Genomic DNA, 14903 nt, shown 5'->3' on the forward strand with positions numbered 1-14903 from the left:
GACCGTGGTCCGCGAGGACGAGTTGCAGGGCAGGCCGGATCACGTGGTGATGGCAGACCCGGAAGGTAACGAGTTTTGCCTGGTCTGACGGGGTCGGTCAGGCCAATTGGCCGCGCGCAGCGTGTCGCGTCCCTTCCTATGCGGCAGCCCTTGTCGGCGGAGCGGGCTCGTAGCGCCGTCCGTCGCGGAGGAGGGCCCAGAGGACGTTGACGCGGCGGCGTGCGAGGGCAAGGACGGCCTGGGTATGGCGCTTGCCCTCGGCGCGTTTGCGGTCGTAGAACCGCCGGGATGCCTCGGACCGCCGAATGCTGATCAGCGCGGAGGTGTAGAGCACGCGCTGGAGCCGGCGGTTGTAGCGTTGCGGGCGCCGCAGGTTGCCGCTGATCTTGCCGGAGTCGCGCGGGACCGGGGCGACGCCGCCGAAGGCGGCGAGGCGGTCGGGGGTTCCGAAGACGGCCATGTCACCGCCGGTGGCGGCCAGGAACTCGGCACCGAGGATGATGCCGAGGCCGGGCATGCTGGTGATCACCTCGAAGTGTCGGTGATCGCGAAATCGGGCCTCGATGAGCTTTCCGAGCTCGGCGACCTGCTCGTTGAGGGCCATCACCTCCTTCGCCAGGGTGTGCACCATCTGGGCGGTCAGCTTCTCGCCGGGCAGGCTGGTGTGCTGGCGTTCGGCGGCTTCGACCGCGGCCTCGGCGAGCTGGTCGGCTCGGAGGACCTTGCGGTTCCGCAGCCAGGTCTCCAGGCGCTTGGCGCCAAGTCTGCGGATGGCCGCGGGGGTCTGGTAGCCGGTCAGCAGGGTCAGCGGGCCCTTGTTGGTGAGGTCCAGGACCCGTTCCAGGCCGGGGAAGATGCCGGGCAGCTGGGCCCGGAGCCGGTTGACGATGCGGGTGCGGTCGGCGACCAGGTCTATACGGCGACCTGTGAGGATCTTGAGGTCGGTGACGGTCTCGTCGCCGGTGCGTAAGGGGTTCAGGTCGCGGCGGATGCGGACCTGGTCGGCGATGACGGCGGCGTCCTTGGCGTCGGTCTTGCCTTCGCCGCGGTAGCTCTCGGAGGCGCGGTGGATGGCGCGGCCGGAGATGTAGTGGACCTGCTGGTCGTGGTTGAAGAGGACTGTGATGGCCAGGGCGGCTCCGCCGTCGGCCAGGTCGATGCCCCAGGTCACCTCGTCGCCAAGGGCTAGGACGTCGGTGAGGAGTTCTAGGAGTTCGGGCTCGTCATTGGCGACGCGCCGGGACAGCAGCCGGTGGCCGCTCTCGTTGATCGCGACGCAGTGGTGGTGGGTTTTGCCTGCGTCGATGCCGGCCCAGATCGCGGCCATGGTGCCTCCGTGCGGTGGGTGTGCTCGGTGCCTCCCGACGGACGACCTCGCTGTCGATTCCCTACGGAGCGATCATTCGCAATTCCTAATTGGCAGCCGAGTCGTCGTGGGGCGTCGGGTGGCCAATCGCTGGTTGCCCCAAGCGGCAGAACTTTGAAAGCCACGCCCGACGCCCCTGGGTGGAAGAACCATACGAAGGGCTCGCCCTGTCCCGCAGACAACGTAGGGAACTGTTGAGTGCAGCCCGGCAGGCTGGGCTGGAGCCATGGCAGCCAGCCGCCGGTTCGTCGGGGCTGGACTGACCCAGGCACCACAAGTAGTCACCTCCTGCCCTGGGCACTCCACACTCGGCCCAGCGACCTCGGTACCGTCAAGGGGACAAGCCCTGATGGATGGAGCACGATGCCTCGCCGCCCTCTCGAACGCTGGCGCCTCACCCCCAGGGGGGCGCGCTGATGCTGGAAGAAGCCGAAGAGATCGGCCGTCGCGCACGTCGCGCACGGCTCCGCCTTGGCATGACGCAAGCCGACCTCGCTGCCGCCCTGGGCAAAACACAGGGTTGGGTGTCCAAGATGGAACGCGGCCACATCGAACTCGACCGCGTCGGCCTGCTCAACCTGCTCGCCTCGGAACTGCATGTACACCCGAACGACCTGATCGGGCGTCCGTACAACAACACCGCACCGGCCGAGAACCAGTGGCAGGTGTCTGCCGCCGCGATCATGCGCGAGCTGCGCCGCTACGACCTCGCTCCCGTCTTCGACGGAACGCCCCGTACAGCCGGTCAGCTGTGGCAGGAAACCACCCGCCTGCATCGCCTCCGCGACGCTGCCGCGAACGTGGCGATCGTGCAGGTGCTCCCCGACCTGTTCCGTGAGGCGCGCGCCCTGGCCGAAGTCGCCACGGGCCATGAGCAGGAAGAGGCGTATGCCATCTACGCGGTGTGCTGCAAGTTCGCCCACACTGCCGCGCACGCGCTTGGACACCCGGAGCTGGTGGCCATGGCATGCGAACGAGCTGCTTGGTCTGCGCGGCTGTCGGGCGACCCGGTGATGCCTGCCGTCGCCGACTGGATGCGCGTGTGGGACATGTGGGCAACGGCAGACTGGGACGACTCTGTTGCCCTGTCCGACAAGGCGATTCGCAGCGTGCAGCGAGAGTACGACCGCGGTGACCCGCTGGCTGTTCGGGCCTGGGGGACATTGCAACTGCGCGCTGCTGTCTCTGCCGCGCGCGGTGGTCGCAAGGCTGAAGCGAAGGACCGGATCAAGCACGCGCGGAGTGCAGCCAAGCGGATGCAAGAAGCCGCCGGCCCTCCGGTGTACGACCGTCTCACTGGACTTGAAATCTTCCGTGCAGAGGCCCTGAAATCACACTGAGCTACTTGCCCCCTCGCCGTAGCTATACGAGAACAGGGCCGTCGTAGCGTCACAGTCGGCCCGTGGGGCGGCCGACGGCATCGCGTTCCACTTCGGGTGAGTGGTCCAGGATGTGGTGGACGAGAGCCAGCGCAGGGGAGTTGAGAATCCACAGGGCCCCGCTGCGGTGCTGGACACGCACGGCCGGTCGGGCACCCATGCGTCGAGCACCCTGCCGGTCGAGGTGGCCCGCTGTGCGCTCGTGGTAGCCGACGGCGCGCACCCAGGTGCCGGGGGCCGAGCGCAGCGCGGCGGCCAGCCCGTCAGGGTCGCCCGCGTGGACACCGCAGTCGACGGAGGACGCGGCGGCCGCCATCGCGAGGAGATGCAGATGGTGGTCGTGCAGCCCGGGCAGCAGAGCGTCGCCATGACCCTCGACCACCTCTGCCCCTGCGACGGGGGTGATATAACCGACCGCCACGACGGTCGCACCGCGTACGTGGACGTCAACCCTTCGGCCGTCGACCTCGACGTCGCGGAAGACCGTGTCGGCACGGGAGTTCCTCCATGCTCCGCCGGTGCGGATCCCCTCTCTCGGCACGTGCGTCCCCCAGTCCCCAGTCCAGCGCCGGCGTCGCATCGATGGCGTGCCCGGTCAACGCGAGATACGCCGTCCGCCACCGCCCGATCCTGCGTGTGACGCCAACCGTGCCCCCGGCTCCCGGGATCAGGCCCATCTCCAGCTCGGGCAACCGAAAGTACGCGTCGTCTGCCGCCGTCACGCGGGGTGCGAAGGACGGTACTTCGACGCCCGCGCCGACGCGGGCACCGTGCACCTCGAAGCGGATTCGGTCGCCGAGAGCGGCGACATGACGCGCGGCGGAGCGGTGCAGCCTGAGGAGGTGAGCGGTCGCCATGTCCGGCGCCGTGCCGAATTCGTCCAGGTCGCCACCGCTGCAGAACGACGGGCCTGCGCCACTCACCACAACGTGTTCCACGCTTCGATCGAGGAGCGCTAACTCCAGCCCTTCGAGCAGCCCGTCGCGCACGGCGTGGCCGAACGCGTTATGCCGTTTGGGCTTGTTGAGAGTGATCCGTAGCGTGCCGTCGTCCCGGTCGAGGAGCACCGGATCCGCACAGGCCGCCGTGGGGCGCGGCTTGGAGCGCGATCGCCAAGCCGCGAACTCCCTGGCGCCGAGCAGTATCGAGTATGAGAGGGACTCGATGAGCAGTCCTTCGGCGACCGTCGCCTTGGGCGTCGCTCGGAGCGTTTCGTCCAGCGTCAGCGCAGCCTACGGAGCGCCGGCGACCGTGGCACGGACGGCGTCGACATCCGAAGCAGTCCCCGCGCAGTACGGGGCGAGTCCGCCGCCGAGGGTGACCGTGAGCTGCTCGACGACCGGCACCGCTTCGGGTGGGAGCGGCGCGGTGGCAACGCCCACGAGCAGCGGAGCAGGAGCTACGCGAGGCGGGAGCAAGGGGTCGTCCCAGTCCATGCCGTCGAGCGGAACGACATGAAGCGGCGTCACCGGGGCGCCCGCTGCGGTGAGTTCCAGGCGGCCGCTCATCAGGAATTTGCTTGTCATGAAGCCGTTAGTTCTCCCGCATCTGCGCTGTTGGCAGGTGTCCTGCGAACAGCGAAGCGGTTATGTGTCCCACACAGTAAGACCTGTTCCCCTAAGGAGAAAGTGCTCCGCAACGTCCGGGTGCCGGTGGAGAACTGCATCGGTGGGGAGAACAACGGCTGGGCCATGATCACCGGTCAGCTCAACACCGAACGCGTCGCCGTGGTGGCCACGGCGCCCTTCGAGTAGATCCTCGCGAGTGTGCGGGCGTGGGCCGCCGAGACCAAGGCGCCTGATGGCTCGTATGTCCTGGACGACCCTTCGGTGCGCCAGGCGCTCGCCCGGCGCCACGCGCGTATCGTGCGACATCGCGCCGTCGACCCGCCAGGTGCGGCCGTCGAGACGGGCATGGAAGCCGGGCGACGTACTGGCGCACCGATCCAACCCTAGCCGACCGTGACGGCCGGCAGGCTGCGGACGAGGTGGAGGCCCGAATCGGCGCCTGGGTCGCGGAGCGTGAGGCCGATGAGTCGTCGGTCTGCTCCTCGCGGCCGGTGTCCCCGCCGCCGTGTCCATCGACAGTCGGTGGGTGCACGAGCACCCTCACCTCGCAGGACGAGGCGCGTACGAAACGGCCGAACTGCCTTATGCCGGCACGGTTCCGTTGCCGACTCTCCCGTTCCGCCACCGAGGCCGGCCCGCCTGGCTCACTCGGCGCCCGTCGACCCTGGGCGAACACAATCGCGAGGTGCTGATCGGTGAACTGGGGCTGACCGAGGAGGCGTACGCCGGCCTGGTGGAGCAGGGCGTCGTCGGCACCGCTCCCGAGGGGTTCTGATGGCGACCGGAAGCGGACCGCTGGCGGGCGTGCGCGTGGTGGAACTCGCCGCGCAGGGCCCGGCCCGATGCCGCGGCCGCCACGATCCTCGGCGAGCGTCGTCCGTACACGTGCGTGCCGTGGTTCTGGTCGGATCAGGGCAGCCTGCGCATCCGGATCGTCGGACTGCGTGCGAGCGACGACACTGCTGTCACACGCCAATTCGGCGATCGCGACAGATGCCTCGTCGGCTACTACCGGGACGGGCGACTGGCGGCTGTCGAGGCCGTCAACGCGACCGCCGACTTCATGGCCTTGAAGAAGGCGCTGGCCTCCGGAACGGAGATCGCGGCTTCCGATCTCATGGATCCGGACGTATCGCTGAAGACGCTCATCAAGGCGGTGACCGCGAATGCGGTCAGTTCCGGCTGAACAGATCTCCTCCGGACGGGCCGGTCGAGCCCCGAGCGTCGAGCAGCGTGGTGACATACGACTCGACCAAGGGCGTCCAGCGCTGTCGGTCCTCGGAGCTGAGGTCGTCGATCAGCTTCTGGAATACCGTCAGCTGGACTTCGAGCACGCGCGTGAGCAGCGCCGCCCCCTTGCGCGAGATGCGGACCAGTGTGCTGCGGCGGTCGAACCCGTCCACCGCGCGGTCCACCAGCCGCAGTTGGGTGAGCTGGCGCAGGCGCTTGCTCGCCTGCGAAGGGTCGATCGCGAGCCGGGCCGCGACCTCTGCGACGGGGAGAGGGCCGCTGCGTTGGATCACTTGGAGGGCGAACAGCCCGGTCTGCCGTACGGGCGCGTCGATGAGTTCCAGCAGATCGTTGAACCCGCTGGACTGGCCGACCCAGGTGACGATTCCGATGACTGGGCGGAAGAAGGCGCGGGTTCCGGCGTCGTAGTCGTCACCCGCAAGCTCCGTCCAGCGGTCAGCGGCCGCGGACCGGGGGCTGTCGGGCAGCGCCGTCACCAGCCGGTCATACACGAGCGTGAACCATTCGGCGAGCGCCGCGATGCCGTCAGCGGACCACCGGGGTTCCGCCACCAGGTAGTCGCGGCTCCATGCGAGCAGCCACCGGTCGAGCGTCGCCGCGGCCGGCTCCGACAGTTCCAACAGGGTCCGGCGGCGATCCGCAGGATCCGTGCTGCGTACGAGGTGTCCGGCAGCCTCGAGCTGGGCCGCCTGTCGGCTCGTCTGGCCGAGATCGATGCCGAGCTCGCGTGCCACCGTGCTGGTCGGCACCGCGCCACGGCTGCCGAGGAGCTCGATGAAGCGCAGGTCGGAGGGCGACAGTTCGGTTCCGGTCACCGCTCGCAACCCGCGGCTGTGCGCCCGCGTACCGGACATGAAGGCGACCGTGTTGATGAGTCTGAGCGTCGCCCTCTCCAGCGCGAGCTCCTCGGGCACCCGGTCCACGCGGACTCCCCTTCCCCCACCACTCCATGAACGGCAGCCCGTATGCCGAGATACGGGACATCTATCAAGCATTGCACATCCATGCGGGTGGCAGAGAGTCGGCAGCGGTGCCCAGCACTGACGGGACCATTTGGAACCACGAGGTCGACGTACTGATCGGCGGCAGCGGGGCCGGCGGAATGGTCGGGGCCATCACGGCCCAACACCTTCGGGCTCACGTCGCTCGTGGTCGAGAAGGCGGCCGGGATCGGCGGCTCGACCGCGATGTCCGGCGGAGGGATCTGGATCCCCAACAATCCCACCCCGCGCAAGGAGGGGCAGACGGACGATGTCGAGGACGTGCGGCACTATCTGCGGGCTGTCGTCGGCGACCGCGTCGCGGCCGATCGGATCGACGCCTACGTCGACTGCGGGCTCGAGGTGCTCGAGATGCTGCATCGCGTCAGTCGGCACATGGAGTTCTCCTGGTGTCCCGGTTACTCCGACTATCACCCTGAGCTGCCCGGCGGCAGGGCGGCGGGCAGGACCATCCAGCCGCGTCCGATCGACGTCCGCAAACTGGGGGACGAGGAGCGGAAGTTGCTAGCGCTGGACGTCCCCATGCCGCTCGGTCTGTGGTTCACGGGCTACGAAGCGCGTAACCTCATGATGATCCGGCGCGAGTGGAAGGCCCGGCGGATGCTGGGCGTGGCGGCCTGGCGGGTCGTCTCGCGCGCGGCCGCCGCGCCGTGGCTGCTCGTTCTACGCAGCGGCCTGGTGGCGAATGCGGACACGCTGCGCGAACTCGCCGAGAAGATCGCGGTCCCGCCGGACGCCCTGGAGGCCACGGTCGCTCGCTTCAACGGCTTCGCGGCCAAGGGCAGGGACGAGGACTGCGGGCGCGGCGACAGTCCGTACGACAACTATTACGGCGACCACTCACTACCAAACCCCAATCTCGACACGATTGACGGCGGACCCTTCTACGCGATCCGGATCGGAGGCGGGGGATCTGGGCACCAAGGGCGGCGTACTGACGGACGCTCAGGGCCGCGTGCTGCGGCCGGACGGCAGCGTGATCCCTGGTCTGTACGCCACGGGCAACGCATCGGCCGCGGTGATGGGCAACGAGTACGCCGGGGCAGGAGCCACGATTGGTCCCGCCATGGTGTTCAGCTACCTGGCGATGGAGCACGCGGCGAAGAGCGCCGCGGGCTGAGTGCCCTGCCAAGGTACTCCCCGAGGGGCGCACACCTTACTTGGCTGCATACAGTCATCTGTCCGAGCTGTCCTTCAAGTTGGGGCCATTTCGCCCGATTCCTCCATTCTGTAGCGGAGGAAAGCGGGCTCAAAATTACTTGATAAAAGGCATGCACATCTCTTGGCAGTAACCGTGGCGTCACTAGAATTGAAATCAATTCCAGTGGCCGAAGGGTGCTGACAATGACGCTGGCGCTGTCGTCACGACCGGAGGTCGCGGTGCGACCGCCCTCGATGGTCGAGCGAATGACGTTGATCATGGACTGCTTCGAGGGACCGAAGACCCGGCTGCTGTTGGAGGAGGTCTCCCGCCGCACCGGACTTCCGAGGTCGACCGCGCACCGCATCCTCGACCAGCTCGTGCGGCTGCAGTGGGTCGAGCACACCCGCTCTGGCTACCACCTCGGGCGGCGAGTGCGGACCTGGGGGGCGCGGGAGAGCGGGCACTCGGATCTGCGCGCGGCCGCCGCGCCGTGGCTGCACGAGCTCGCCGTCATGACTGACCTCGTCGTACATCTGGGCACCCTCGACGAGACGTATGTCGAGTACCTGGACAAGGTCGGCGGCCGCCGGGCTGCCGCTGTCGCCTCCCGTGTCGGAGGCCGGGCACCCGCGCACTGCACGGCGCTCGGCAAGGCGATGCTCGCCTGGCTGCCGCCGGAAGAGATCGACGAGTTGTACGCCGACGGGGTGCCGGCCGCGACGGGCGCGAGCGTCGACGGCCTTCCCGCACTTCACCGTGAACTCGGCCGTATCCGGCGTGACCGAGGGCTCGCCGTCGAACGGGGGGAGTGCGTCGAGGGGATCGCGTGCGTCGGCGTGGCGATCCGGGGACCTGAGGGTCCGGTCGGCGCTATTTCCCTGGTCGCCGGGCACGCGTCGCCACTGGAGCGCATCGCGCCGCTGGTGTACGACATGGCGCAGCGGATCACTCTGGACCTGTTCGGCGAAAGCGCACTGCGCACGGCACGCGTAGGCACGGCCTGAGCGGCGCCTCTGCGCGTAGATTCCTGGTCCCTGTACAGACCCCGGTCGCCGGTCCCCCTGCCGGCGACCGGGGAGTTCAGCTTGATCTAGCGCGGAACCCCGGGCGTTCACGCCCGGGAGGAAGCGCTTCTCTGGATCGCTCTGACCCGCTCCTGCTGCACGGGTCGGGGCCCGGTTGTCACCGGCTGGCGCAACTTCCGGCACAACCTGCCGACGCTTGCGCGGCAATTCCGCTGTCTCGTCCTGGAGTTCCCTGGCTTCGGTATCAGCGATCCGACCGACAGGCACCCCATGCTGGCCGCGCCGCGGGCCGTGCGAGCGCTGCTCGACGGGCTCGGACTGCAGCAGGCCGACGTTGTCGGCAACTCTATGGGCGGAGTCGTCGCACTTCAGCTTGCGATCGGCAAACCGGAGCTCTTCCGGCGAGCACGCCGTGCTGCGGCGCCGGCTGGAGTTCCTGGAGACTTCCGCGAGCTTCTTCTACGAGGGTGATCGTCCGCTGTCCGCGGAGGAGACCGCCGATCCCTACCGCCGCGGCATGCTGCTCATGGTCCGCAGCATCAGCCAGGCCGAACGCGCCTGGTTGCACCAGGTGCTCGACGGCGGCGAGGGTGATTGAACGCCCCGCCGGATGGCGCAACTTTGCTGACGGCGGGACTGCTGCCTCTTCTTGAGGGTTGAGGGACCACGTGAGGCGCTCCCGGTCACCGGGATCGACCGACACCGAACGGCCCAGGCGATGAAAGGGTGCCCGGCACACCAACTCCCGACTGCCGGGGATCACTTCATCTGGAGCCGCTGTGTCCCGTTTCTCCCGCAGACAGTTCTGTGCGACCGCGGCCGCGGTGACGCTGGCACCCACGGGGACCTTGTGGGCCGGGGCCAAGAGCGCTGCCGCCTCTTCGTCGACCGGGCTGGACAGCGCCTTCGTCCGGCGGTTCGCTCACCCGCCTGCGAATGCCCGGCCGAAGATCCGCTACTGGTGGCCGTGCGGAGAGATCGCGGCGGAAACCATCGACGCGGAGATCGAGGCGATCGCAGGCCGAGGTTTCGGCGCAGTCGAGATCCAGTGCATCGTCACCGCCGACGCTCAGCAGTACGGCTGGGGCAGCGCTGTGCTCACCGAGCGCCTGGAGCAGGCGGTCGCCGCCGGTCACAGGCACGGGGTGCGCATCGATCTCACCGTGGGCCCGGCCTGGCCGCTGGTGGCCCCCGGGCTGTCGCCGGACAGCCCGGAAGCAGCCCAGGAGATCGCCTACGGGCGTGCGGTCCTTGCGGGCGGCGAAGCATACGACGGGCCCGTGCCGGCGGCCCCGCAGCCGCACGCGGGCGTCACCGAGCAAACCCTGATAGCGGTCCAGGCGTTTCGCTGCGCGGGCCCAACCGACGCGAAGCCCGTACTGCTCGAGCGGGCTTCCCGGATCGACCTCACAGGACGGGTGAGCGACGGCACCCTCGCCTGGACCGCCCCAGCGGATGGGCAGTGGCTGCTGTTCGCGTTCTGGCAGCGCGGCACCGGCCAGGCCGCCGTCGTCGGCCAGGCCGCCACGACAGAGGCGGCGTATGTCGTCGACCACTTCAGTGCCGCCGGTACCCGGGCAGTAACCAGCTACTGGGACGAGCGCGTCCTGACGCCCCGCCTGCGCAGTCTGCTGCAGGACAACGGAGGGGATCTCTTCGAAGATTCCCTGGAGTTGGACTCCGCCCAGCACTGGTCCCGGGAACTTCCGGCGCGCTTCAAGAAGCTGCGCGGCTACTCCTTGATCGACAACCTGCCGGTGCTGTTCATCGACCGGATCCACCGGCAGTACACGAGCGTGACACCCGACGACACCCCGGACTTCGCGTTCACCGACGACAGTGGCGCCCGCGTCCGCGACGACTACTATCACACGCTCACGGACCTGTACATCAGTGAGCACGTCGAGCCACTGAAGTCCTGGGCGCACGCCATGGGCCTGAGACTGCGGGCCCAGCCCTACGGCACCACCACCGACGTTCCCACGATCGGCGCGGCCCTCGACATCAACGAGACCGAGTCGCTCGGCGCGGCGCCCGACTACACCGACGAGCCATACCGATGGCTCTCGTCCGGTGCGGTGCACCTGTCCGGGCAGCGCGTCTTCTCGCTCGAAGGCTGCGCGATCTACGGCGAGGCGTACGCGCAGACCTGGCCGCAGATGCTCAAGCACTTCAACGCCGCCTTCGCCCACGGTGTCAACCAGGTCGTCTATCACGGCTTCGCCACCGAGGCGGGCCTGGGAACCACCTGGCCCGGCTTCTCACCGTTCACCCTCCAGGGCGGCAACGGTTTCTCCGAGGCATGGGGGCCGCGCCAGCCCACGTGGAACGACACCGGCAAGATCGTCGACTGGACTGCGCGCACGCAGTTCGCCCTGCGCCAGGGCAGGCCTTCGGTGGACTTGGTCGTCTACCGCCACGCCTACGGGACCGGCATGCGCATCCCGGCCGGGCTGGACGGCTTCACTTACGACTTCGCCGGCCCGGCACAACTCGACGGAACCCGCGTACGTGACCGGCGCCTTGCCCCGGAAGGACCCGCCTATCGTGCGCTGATCCTCGACCGCCAGCCCACGTTGCCCATAGCCACCGCCCGACTGCTGCTGTCGCACGCCCGCAGCGGCCTGCCCGTAGTGATCGTCGGTGCGCCGCCGACCCGCACGCCTGGCGCCCACCGGGCGGCACAGCAGGATGCGGCACTGGCCGAGTTGATGGACCTGTTGCTCAAGCAGGCCTCGGTACGCCACGTCGCCGAACCGAGCGGGTTGCCCGCCGTCTTCGAGGTGCTCGGCATCCGTCCCGCAGCGGACACGCGCGTCGCTCCCGCCGTGCTCGCCCTGCGTCGCACACTGTCGCGAGGCGCGCTGTATCACCTGCACAACTCCTCGGAAAGAGCCGTGTCCGAGGAGGTCGCCCTGGAGGGCCGAGGCACCCCCTACGAACTGGATGCCTGGACGGGCACGGTCACCTCAGTCGCCCAGTACCGAACAGAACGCGGGCGGATCACAGTCCCGGTGCGGCTCGCACCCGGCGAATCCACCATCATCGTTCTCGTACCGGGCAGTGCCCGTCATGTGGTCGCCACCACGGGCGGAGAGGTCGTGACGGCGCCCGGTGGCGGTCTGCTCCTGCGGGGCTCAACGGCTGGTTCGTACACCGTGAAGCTTGACGACGGCTCCGAACGGAGGGTGACCGTTCCTCCCACCGGGGCAGCCCAGGAGCTGAACGTGTGGGAGCTCTCCGTCGAGGACTGGCACCGAGGCCCGGACGGCAAGCTCGAAGTCAGCGAGCACGAGCATCACCTGAACCGCCTTGCACCCTGGTCCGCCATCCCCGGCCTTGAGGACGTCTCCGGGGTCGGCACCTATCGCACCACGGTACGGCTCGTGCGGTTGGACGGGGCCTACCTCGACCTCGGACAGGTCACCGACACCTTCGAGGTGACGGTCAACGGCACGACGCTGCCACCGTCCGACCAGGTCGGCCGGCGGATCGATCTCAGTGGCTACGTGAAGCAAGGAGACAACAGCATCACGGTCCGGGTGGCGACACCGCTGCGCAATCGCCTTCGGGTCACGGAAGGCTTCCCGGGTCAGGCCGAGAAGCCCCGGCAGCAATACGGCCTCATGGGGCCGGTCCGTATCGCGCCGTACCGCCAGGTACCGATCCCGGAATGAGCGGGCGGCGATTCGCGGCCAGGGCAAGCGCACCGTCGAGACCTGGAGGAACCTCATGGAACGACTCAGCAGCAGACGCGTGTTCGTCACCGGAGCCGCTTCGGGCATCGGACGCTCGACGACGTTGAGGCTGCTCGAGGAAGGAGCGGCGGTCGTCGCGACGGACATCGAGGAAGAGGGGCTCAGCGGGACCGCCGGCCTGGCCGCGAAGGCCGGCACCGGCGAGCGGCTCGTCACCGCGGCGCTGGACGTGGCGGACGCGGACGCGGTCGTCGACGTCGTGGGTGAAACGATTGCCACCCTCGGCGGGCTCGACGCGCTCGTGAACATCGCCGGCATGCTGCGCGGAGCGCATACACACCAGTGCTCGCTCGAGCTGTGGAACCGCGTCCTTGCCGTGAACCTCACGGGCACGTTCCTGGTCACCCGGGCCGCGTTGCCCGCGCTGCTGGAGACGGGTAACGGCGTCGTGGTCAACTTCAGCTCCACGTCAGCCCAGTTCGCCCATCCGTTCCTGGCCGCGTACTCCGCCAGCAAGGGCGGGATCCTGTCCTTCACGCACAGCATCGCCCAGGAGTACGCCAAGCAGGGCTTGCGCGCGGTAAACATCTGCCCTGGCGGCATCGTCAGCGCCATGACCGAGAACTTCGCGTCACTGGTGCCGGAGGACACCGACTGGAGCCTCTTCGCGAAGCTCACTCCCGCAGTCCGGGAGCGCTACGGGTCGCCGGAGGTGGTGGCAGCAGTCGTGGCCACGCTCATCTCCGACGACGGCGCCTTCATCTCCGGCACGGAGATCCGTATTGACGGCGGCACCCATCAGTAGTCCGGGGCGGCGGTGCCCCTCGGCGCCCCGGGGAAGTACAGCGAGAACCTCACCACCCCTGACGGGATCCCGCTGGTCGCCATGAAACCGTGCATCGGGGCCGGGTGCTCCGCGATCCTGATGCCGGTGCCGGACAACGTCTCGTCACCATTGAGGCGCCTTCGCGGACGGAGCCGGCCCGTGCCTGCCACGAGTTCGTCCGCCTGCAAGATGGCCACCGGCCGGCCGTCCGGCGAGCGCGGGCAGACCGTGAAGTTGTCGCCGACGGCGATGAACACGTCGTCGTCGAACTGCAGCAGGAGCCCATAGCCGAACCGCTCGCCGTTGCCGTGTTCCGGATAGGCCCTGATCACGAACTCGTACTTGCCGAGGGCGAACGTCTCCTCCTTGGAGGCCGGGACCCGGAAGCCGCGCACGCGCCCTCGCGGCTGTGCGGCAAGGATGTCGTTCTCCAGCGCCGCGAGCTGCGCATAGATACGGCGCAGCTCCACCGTGCGGTCATCGTCGAGGGAGTCGAAGCCGAACGGCGAGACCCCGATGGCACCGTACTGTCCGATGGCGAGGAAGCTGTGCGAGACCCCGTGGCAGTCGGCGCGCATCTCGGGCACGAACAAGGTGGTGTTCGTGTCCGCGTAGCGCTTGAACGGGATGTCGAAGTCGCCGAAGTACACGTCTGGGGCGAGGAACGCGAGCGAGGGAGCGGCCAGCTTCCAGGCAGCGCTGACATGCGGTAGTGGCCCCCCACTGGGGAACACCCCCGGCGCGCTGCCGCCGGCGACGGCGATGTTCGCGGACTCCGATCCGTTCGGCACGCTCGAGTCCAGCCAGGCGTTGGCGAACAGCGGGATGTCGTAGCGGGCCAGGCCTGCGGCGGCGACGTGCTCGATGTAGCAGGCGTAGTGCCAGGCCATGAACAACTCGGCCTTCCGGTCGGAGTCGCCCGTCAGGAGGTCCCACGTCGGGGTGGACGGCTCGTCCGGGGCCTGGACGTACGGGGAGGCTCCGTTGCGCAGTGCTTCCGCAAGGGCTGCCGGAACGGGAGCCGCCCATGCGGCTGCCGCGTCCGCTCCGTAGGAGCGCGGTGCCCCGAGCAGCCCGACCTCGTTCTCGACCTGCACCATGATCACGGTCTTCTCGCGGCCGTCGACGCGTGCGAGGTGCTCCATGAAGGCCGCGAAAGCGGCCGCGTCGGCGTCGCGGTTGTTCGTGGAGAACGGGCTGAGGTTGTCCAGCGGATCGCCGGCCTCGTCGACCTGCAGCGGAAAACGGACCGGATCGAGCTTGACCCAGGCCGGCACGTAGCTCGACGAAGCGTTCTTCCAGCTGCCGAACCAGAGAAGCACCAGCTTGAGCTCGTGGTCGCGCGCACCGGAGAGCATGGCGTCGACCAAGTGAAAGTCGAACTCTCCCTCCGTCGGTTCCACAAGCTCCCAACTGACCGGTGCAAGAACGGTGTTGACCGCTGCGTCCGCACACCGCTTCCACACGGGTTCCAGGTAGTCGGCGTGGGACGAGGTGGAGTTGTGGACCTCGATGCCGCGGATCAGGTACGGCGTACCGCCGACGATCAGCTGGCCCGTGGCCTGGTCTATGCCGTGGTGTTGCAAGGGGCTCCCATCGATGTCTTCCGGTTGAGCGGTGTCTTCGGGCGAGGGCGGCGGACGGC

The 14903-nt window shown here is 68.6% G+C and carries 15 protein-coding genes and 2 pseudogenes; 11 read left to right on the forward strand and 6 right to left on the reverse strand.

Annotated elements, in window-relative coordinates; all coding sequences use genetic code 11:
* A partial coding sequence (locus AWZ10_RS25130; RefSeq protein ID WP_341846096.1) for a VOC family protein occupies positions 1-88 on the forward strand: 88 nt, incomplete at its 5' end.
* Positions 89-136: 48 nt separating this feature from the next.
* Here AWZ10_RS25130 and AWZ10_RS25135 read toward each other — a convergent pair.
* Positions 137-1327: an IS110 family RNA-guided transposase gene (locus AWZ10_RS25135; protein ID WP_006378715.1), complete on the reverse strand. Its 1191-nt coding sequence runs from the start codon at positions 1325-1327 to the stop codon at positions 137-139.
* 455 nt (positions 1328-1782) lie between these two features.
* Between AWZ10_RS25135 and AWZ10_RS25140 the strand changes: the two are divergent.
* Positions 1783-2658: pseudogene (locus AWZ10_RS25140) on the forward strand (helix-turn-helix domain-containing protein); the annotation flags it as partial.
* Positions 2659-2755: 97 nt separating this feature from the next.
* On the opposite strand, the gene AWZ10_RS25145 reads toward AWZ10_RS25140, so the two are convergent.
* The 3 genes from AWZ10_RS25145 to AWZ10_RS52985 form a co-directional block, all read right to left on the reverse strand.
* Positions 2756-3166, reverse strand: coding sequence for a hydrolase (locus AWZ10_RS25145; protein ID WP_223786221.1), 411 nt, complete (start codon positions 3164-3166; stop codon positions 2756-2758).
* Positions 3167-3191: 25 nt separating this feature from the next.
* Positions 3192-3812 carry an enoyl-CoA hydratase/isomerase family protein gene (locus tag AWZ10_RS52980; protein ID WP_010354083.1) on the reverse strand — a complete coding sequence of 207 codons (621 nt, stop codon included), beginning with the start codon at positions 3810-3812 and terminating at the stop codon, positions 3192-3194.
* A 165-nt stretch (positions 3813-3977) separates the two neighbouring features.
* Entirely contained in the window at positions 3978-4271 is a 294-nt protein-coding gene (locus AWZ10_RS52985; RefSeq protein WP_037727451.1) for a hypothetical protein, read from the reverse strand.
* A gap of 102 nt (positions 4272-4373) precedes the next feature.
* Between AWZ10_RS52985 and AWZ10_RS55145 the strand changes: the two genes are divergently transcribed.
* Both AWZ10_RS55145 and AWZ10_RS25170 read left to right on the forward strand, forming a co-directional pair.
* A complete protein-coding gene (locus AWZ10_RS55145; RefSeq protein WP_010354081.1) occupies positions 4374-4499 on the forward strand; it encodes a hypothetical protein in 126 nt (41 codons plus the stop codon).
* Positions 4500-5202: 703 nt separating this feature from the next.
* Positions 5203-5499: an oxidoreductase C-terminal domain-containing protein gene (locus AWZ10_RS25170; RefSeq protein ID WP_006378921.1), complete on the forward strand. Its 297-nt coding sequence runs from the start codon at positions 5203-5205 to the stop codon at positions 5497-5499.
* Here the strand turns inward: AWZ10_RS25170 and AWZ10_RS25175 are convergent.
* Complete coding sequence (locus tag AWZ10_RS25175; RefSeq protein WP_244172540.1) at positions 5486-6379, reverse strand: MarR family winged helix-turn-helix transcriptional regulator; 894 nt, start codon at positions 6377-6379, stop codon at positions 5486-5488. The two genes, AWZ10_RS25170 and AWZ10_RS25175, sit on opposite strands and share 14 nt — an antisense overlap.
* Positions 6380-6751: 372 nt before the next feature.
* On the opposite strand from AWZ10_RS25175, the pseudogene AWZ10_RS53880 reads away from it, so the two are divergent.
* The 7 genes and pseudogenes from AWZ10_RS53880 to AWZ10_RS25205 form a co-directional block, all read left to right on the forward strand.
* Positions 6752-7054 (forward strand): annotated as a pseudogene (locus AWZ10_RS53880) (FAD-binding protein); the annotation flags it as partial.
* A gap of 196 nt (positions 7055-7250) precedes the next feature.
* The gene (locus AWZ10_RS53885; RefSeq protein ID WP_341846097.1) at positions 7251-7685 is read left to right on the forward strand and encodes an FAD-binding protein; all 435 of its coding nucleotides are present in this window, start codon (positions 7251-7253) and stop codon (positions 7683-7685) included.
* Between the two features lie 224 nt (positions 7686-7909).
* The gene (locus AWZ10_RS25190; RefSeq protein WP_010354078.1) at positions 7910-8713 is read left to right on the forward strand and encodes an IclR family transcriptional regulator; all 804 of its coding nucleotides are present in this window, start codon (positions 7910-7912) and stop codon (positions 8711-8713) included.
* A 243-nt stretch (positions 8714-8956) separates the two neighbouring features.
* The gene (locus AWZ10_RS48085) at positions 8957-9205 is read left to right on the forward strand and encodes an alpha/beta fold hydrolase (protein WP_231885298.1); all 249 of its coding nucleotides are present in this window, start codon (positions 8957-8959) and stop codon (positions 9203-9205) included.
* Complete coding sequence (locus AWZ10_RS25195; protein WP_006378702.1) at positions 9147-9332, forward strand: hypothetical protein; 186 nt, start codon at positions 9147-9149, stop codon at positions 9330-9332. Before AWZ10_RS48085 ends, AWZ10_RS25195 begins: the two co-directional genes overlap by 59 nt.
* Positions 9333-9513: 181 nt before the next feature.
* On the forward strand, positions 9514-12411 hold the full coding sequence (locus AWZ10_RS25200; protein ID WP_006378968.1) for a glycosyl hydrolase: 2898 nt from the start codon (positions 9514-9516) through the stop codon (positions 12409-12411).
* A gap of 55 nt (positions 12412-12466) precedes the next feature.
* Positions 12467-13237: an SDR family NAD(P)-dependent oxidoreductase gene (locus tag AWZ10_RS25205; RefSeq protein ID WP_010354077.1), complete on the forward strand. Its 771-nt coding sequence runs from the start codon at positions 12467-12469 to the stop codon at positions 13235-13237.
* On the opposite strand, the gene AWZ10_RS25210 is transcribed toward AWZ10_RS25205, so the two are convergent.
* Entirely contained in the window at positions 13231-14844 is a 1614-nt protein-coding gene (locus tag AWZ10_RS25210; protein WP_006379260.1) for a GH35 family beta-galactosidase, read from the reverse strand. The genes AWZ10_RS25205 and AWZ10_RS25210 overlap by 7 nt on opposite strands.
* Between the last annotated feature and the right edge of the window lie 59 nt (positions 14845-14903).

It is taken from the genome of Streptomyces europaeiscabiei (genome assembly GCF_001550375.1).
Taxonomy (GTDB): domain Bacteria; phylum Actinomycetota; class Actinomycetes; order Streptomycetales; family Streptomycetaceae; genus Streptomyces; species Streptomyces europaeiscabiei.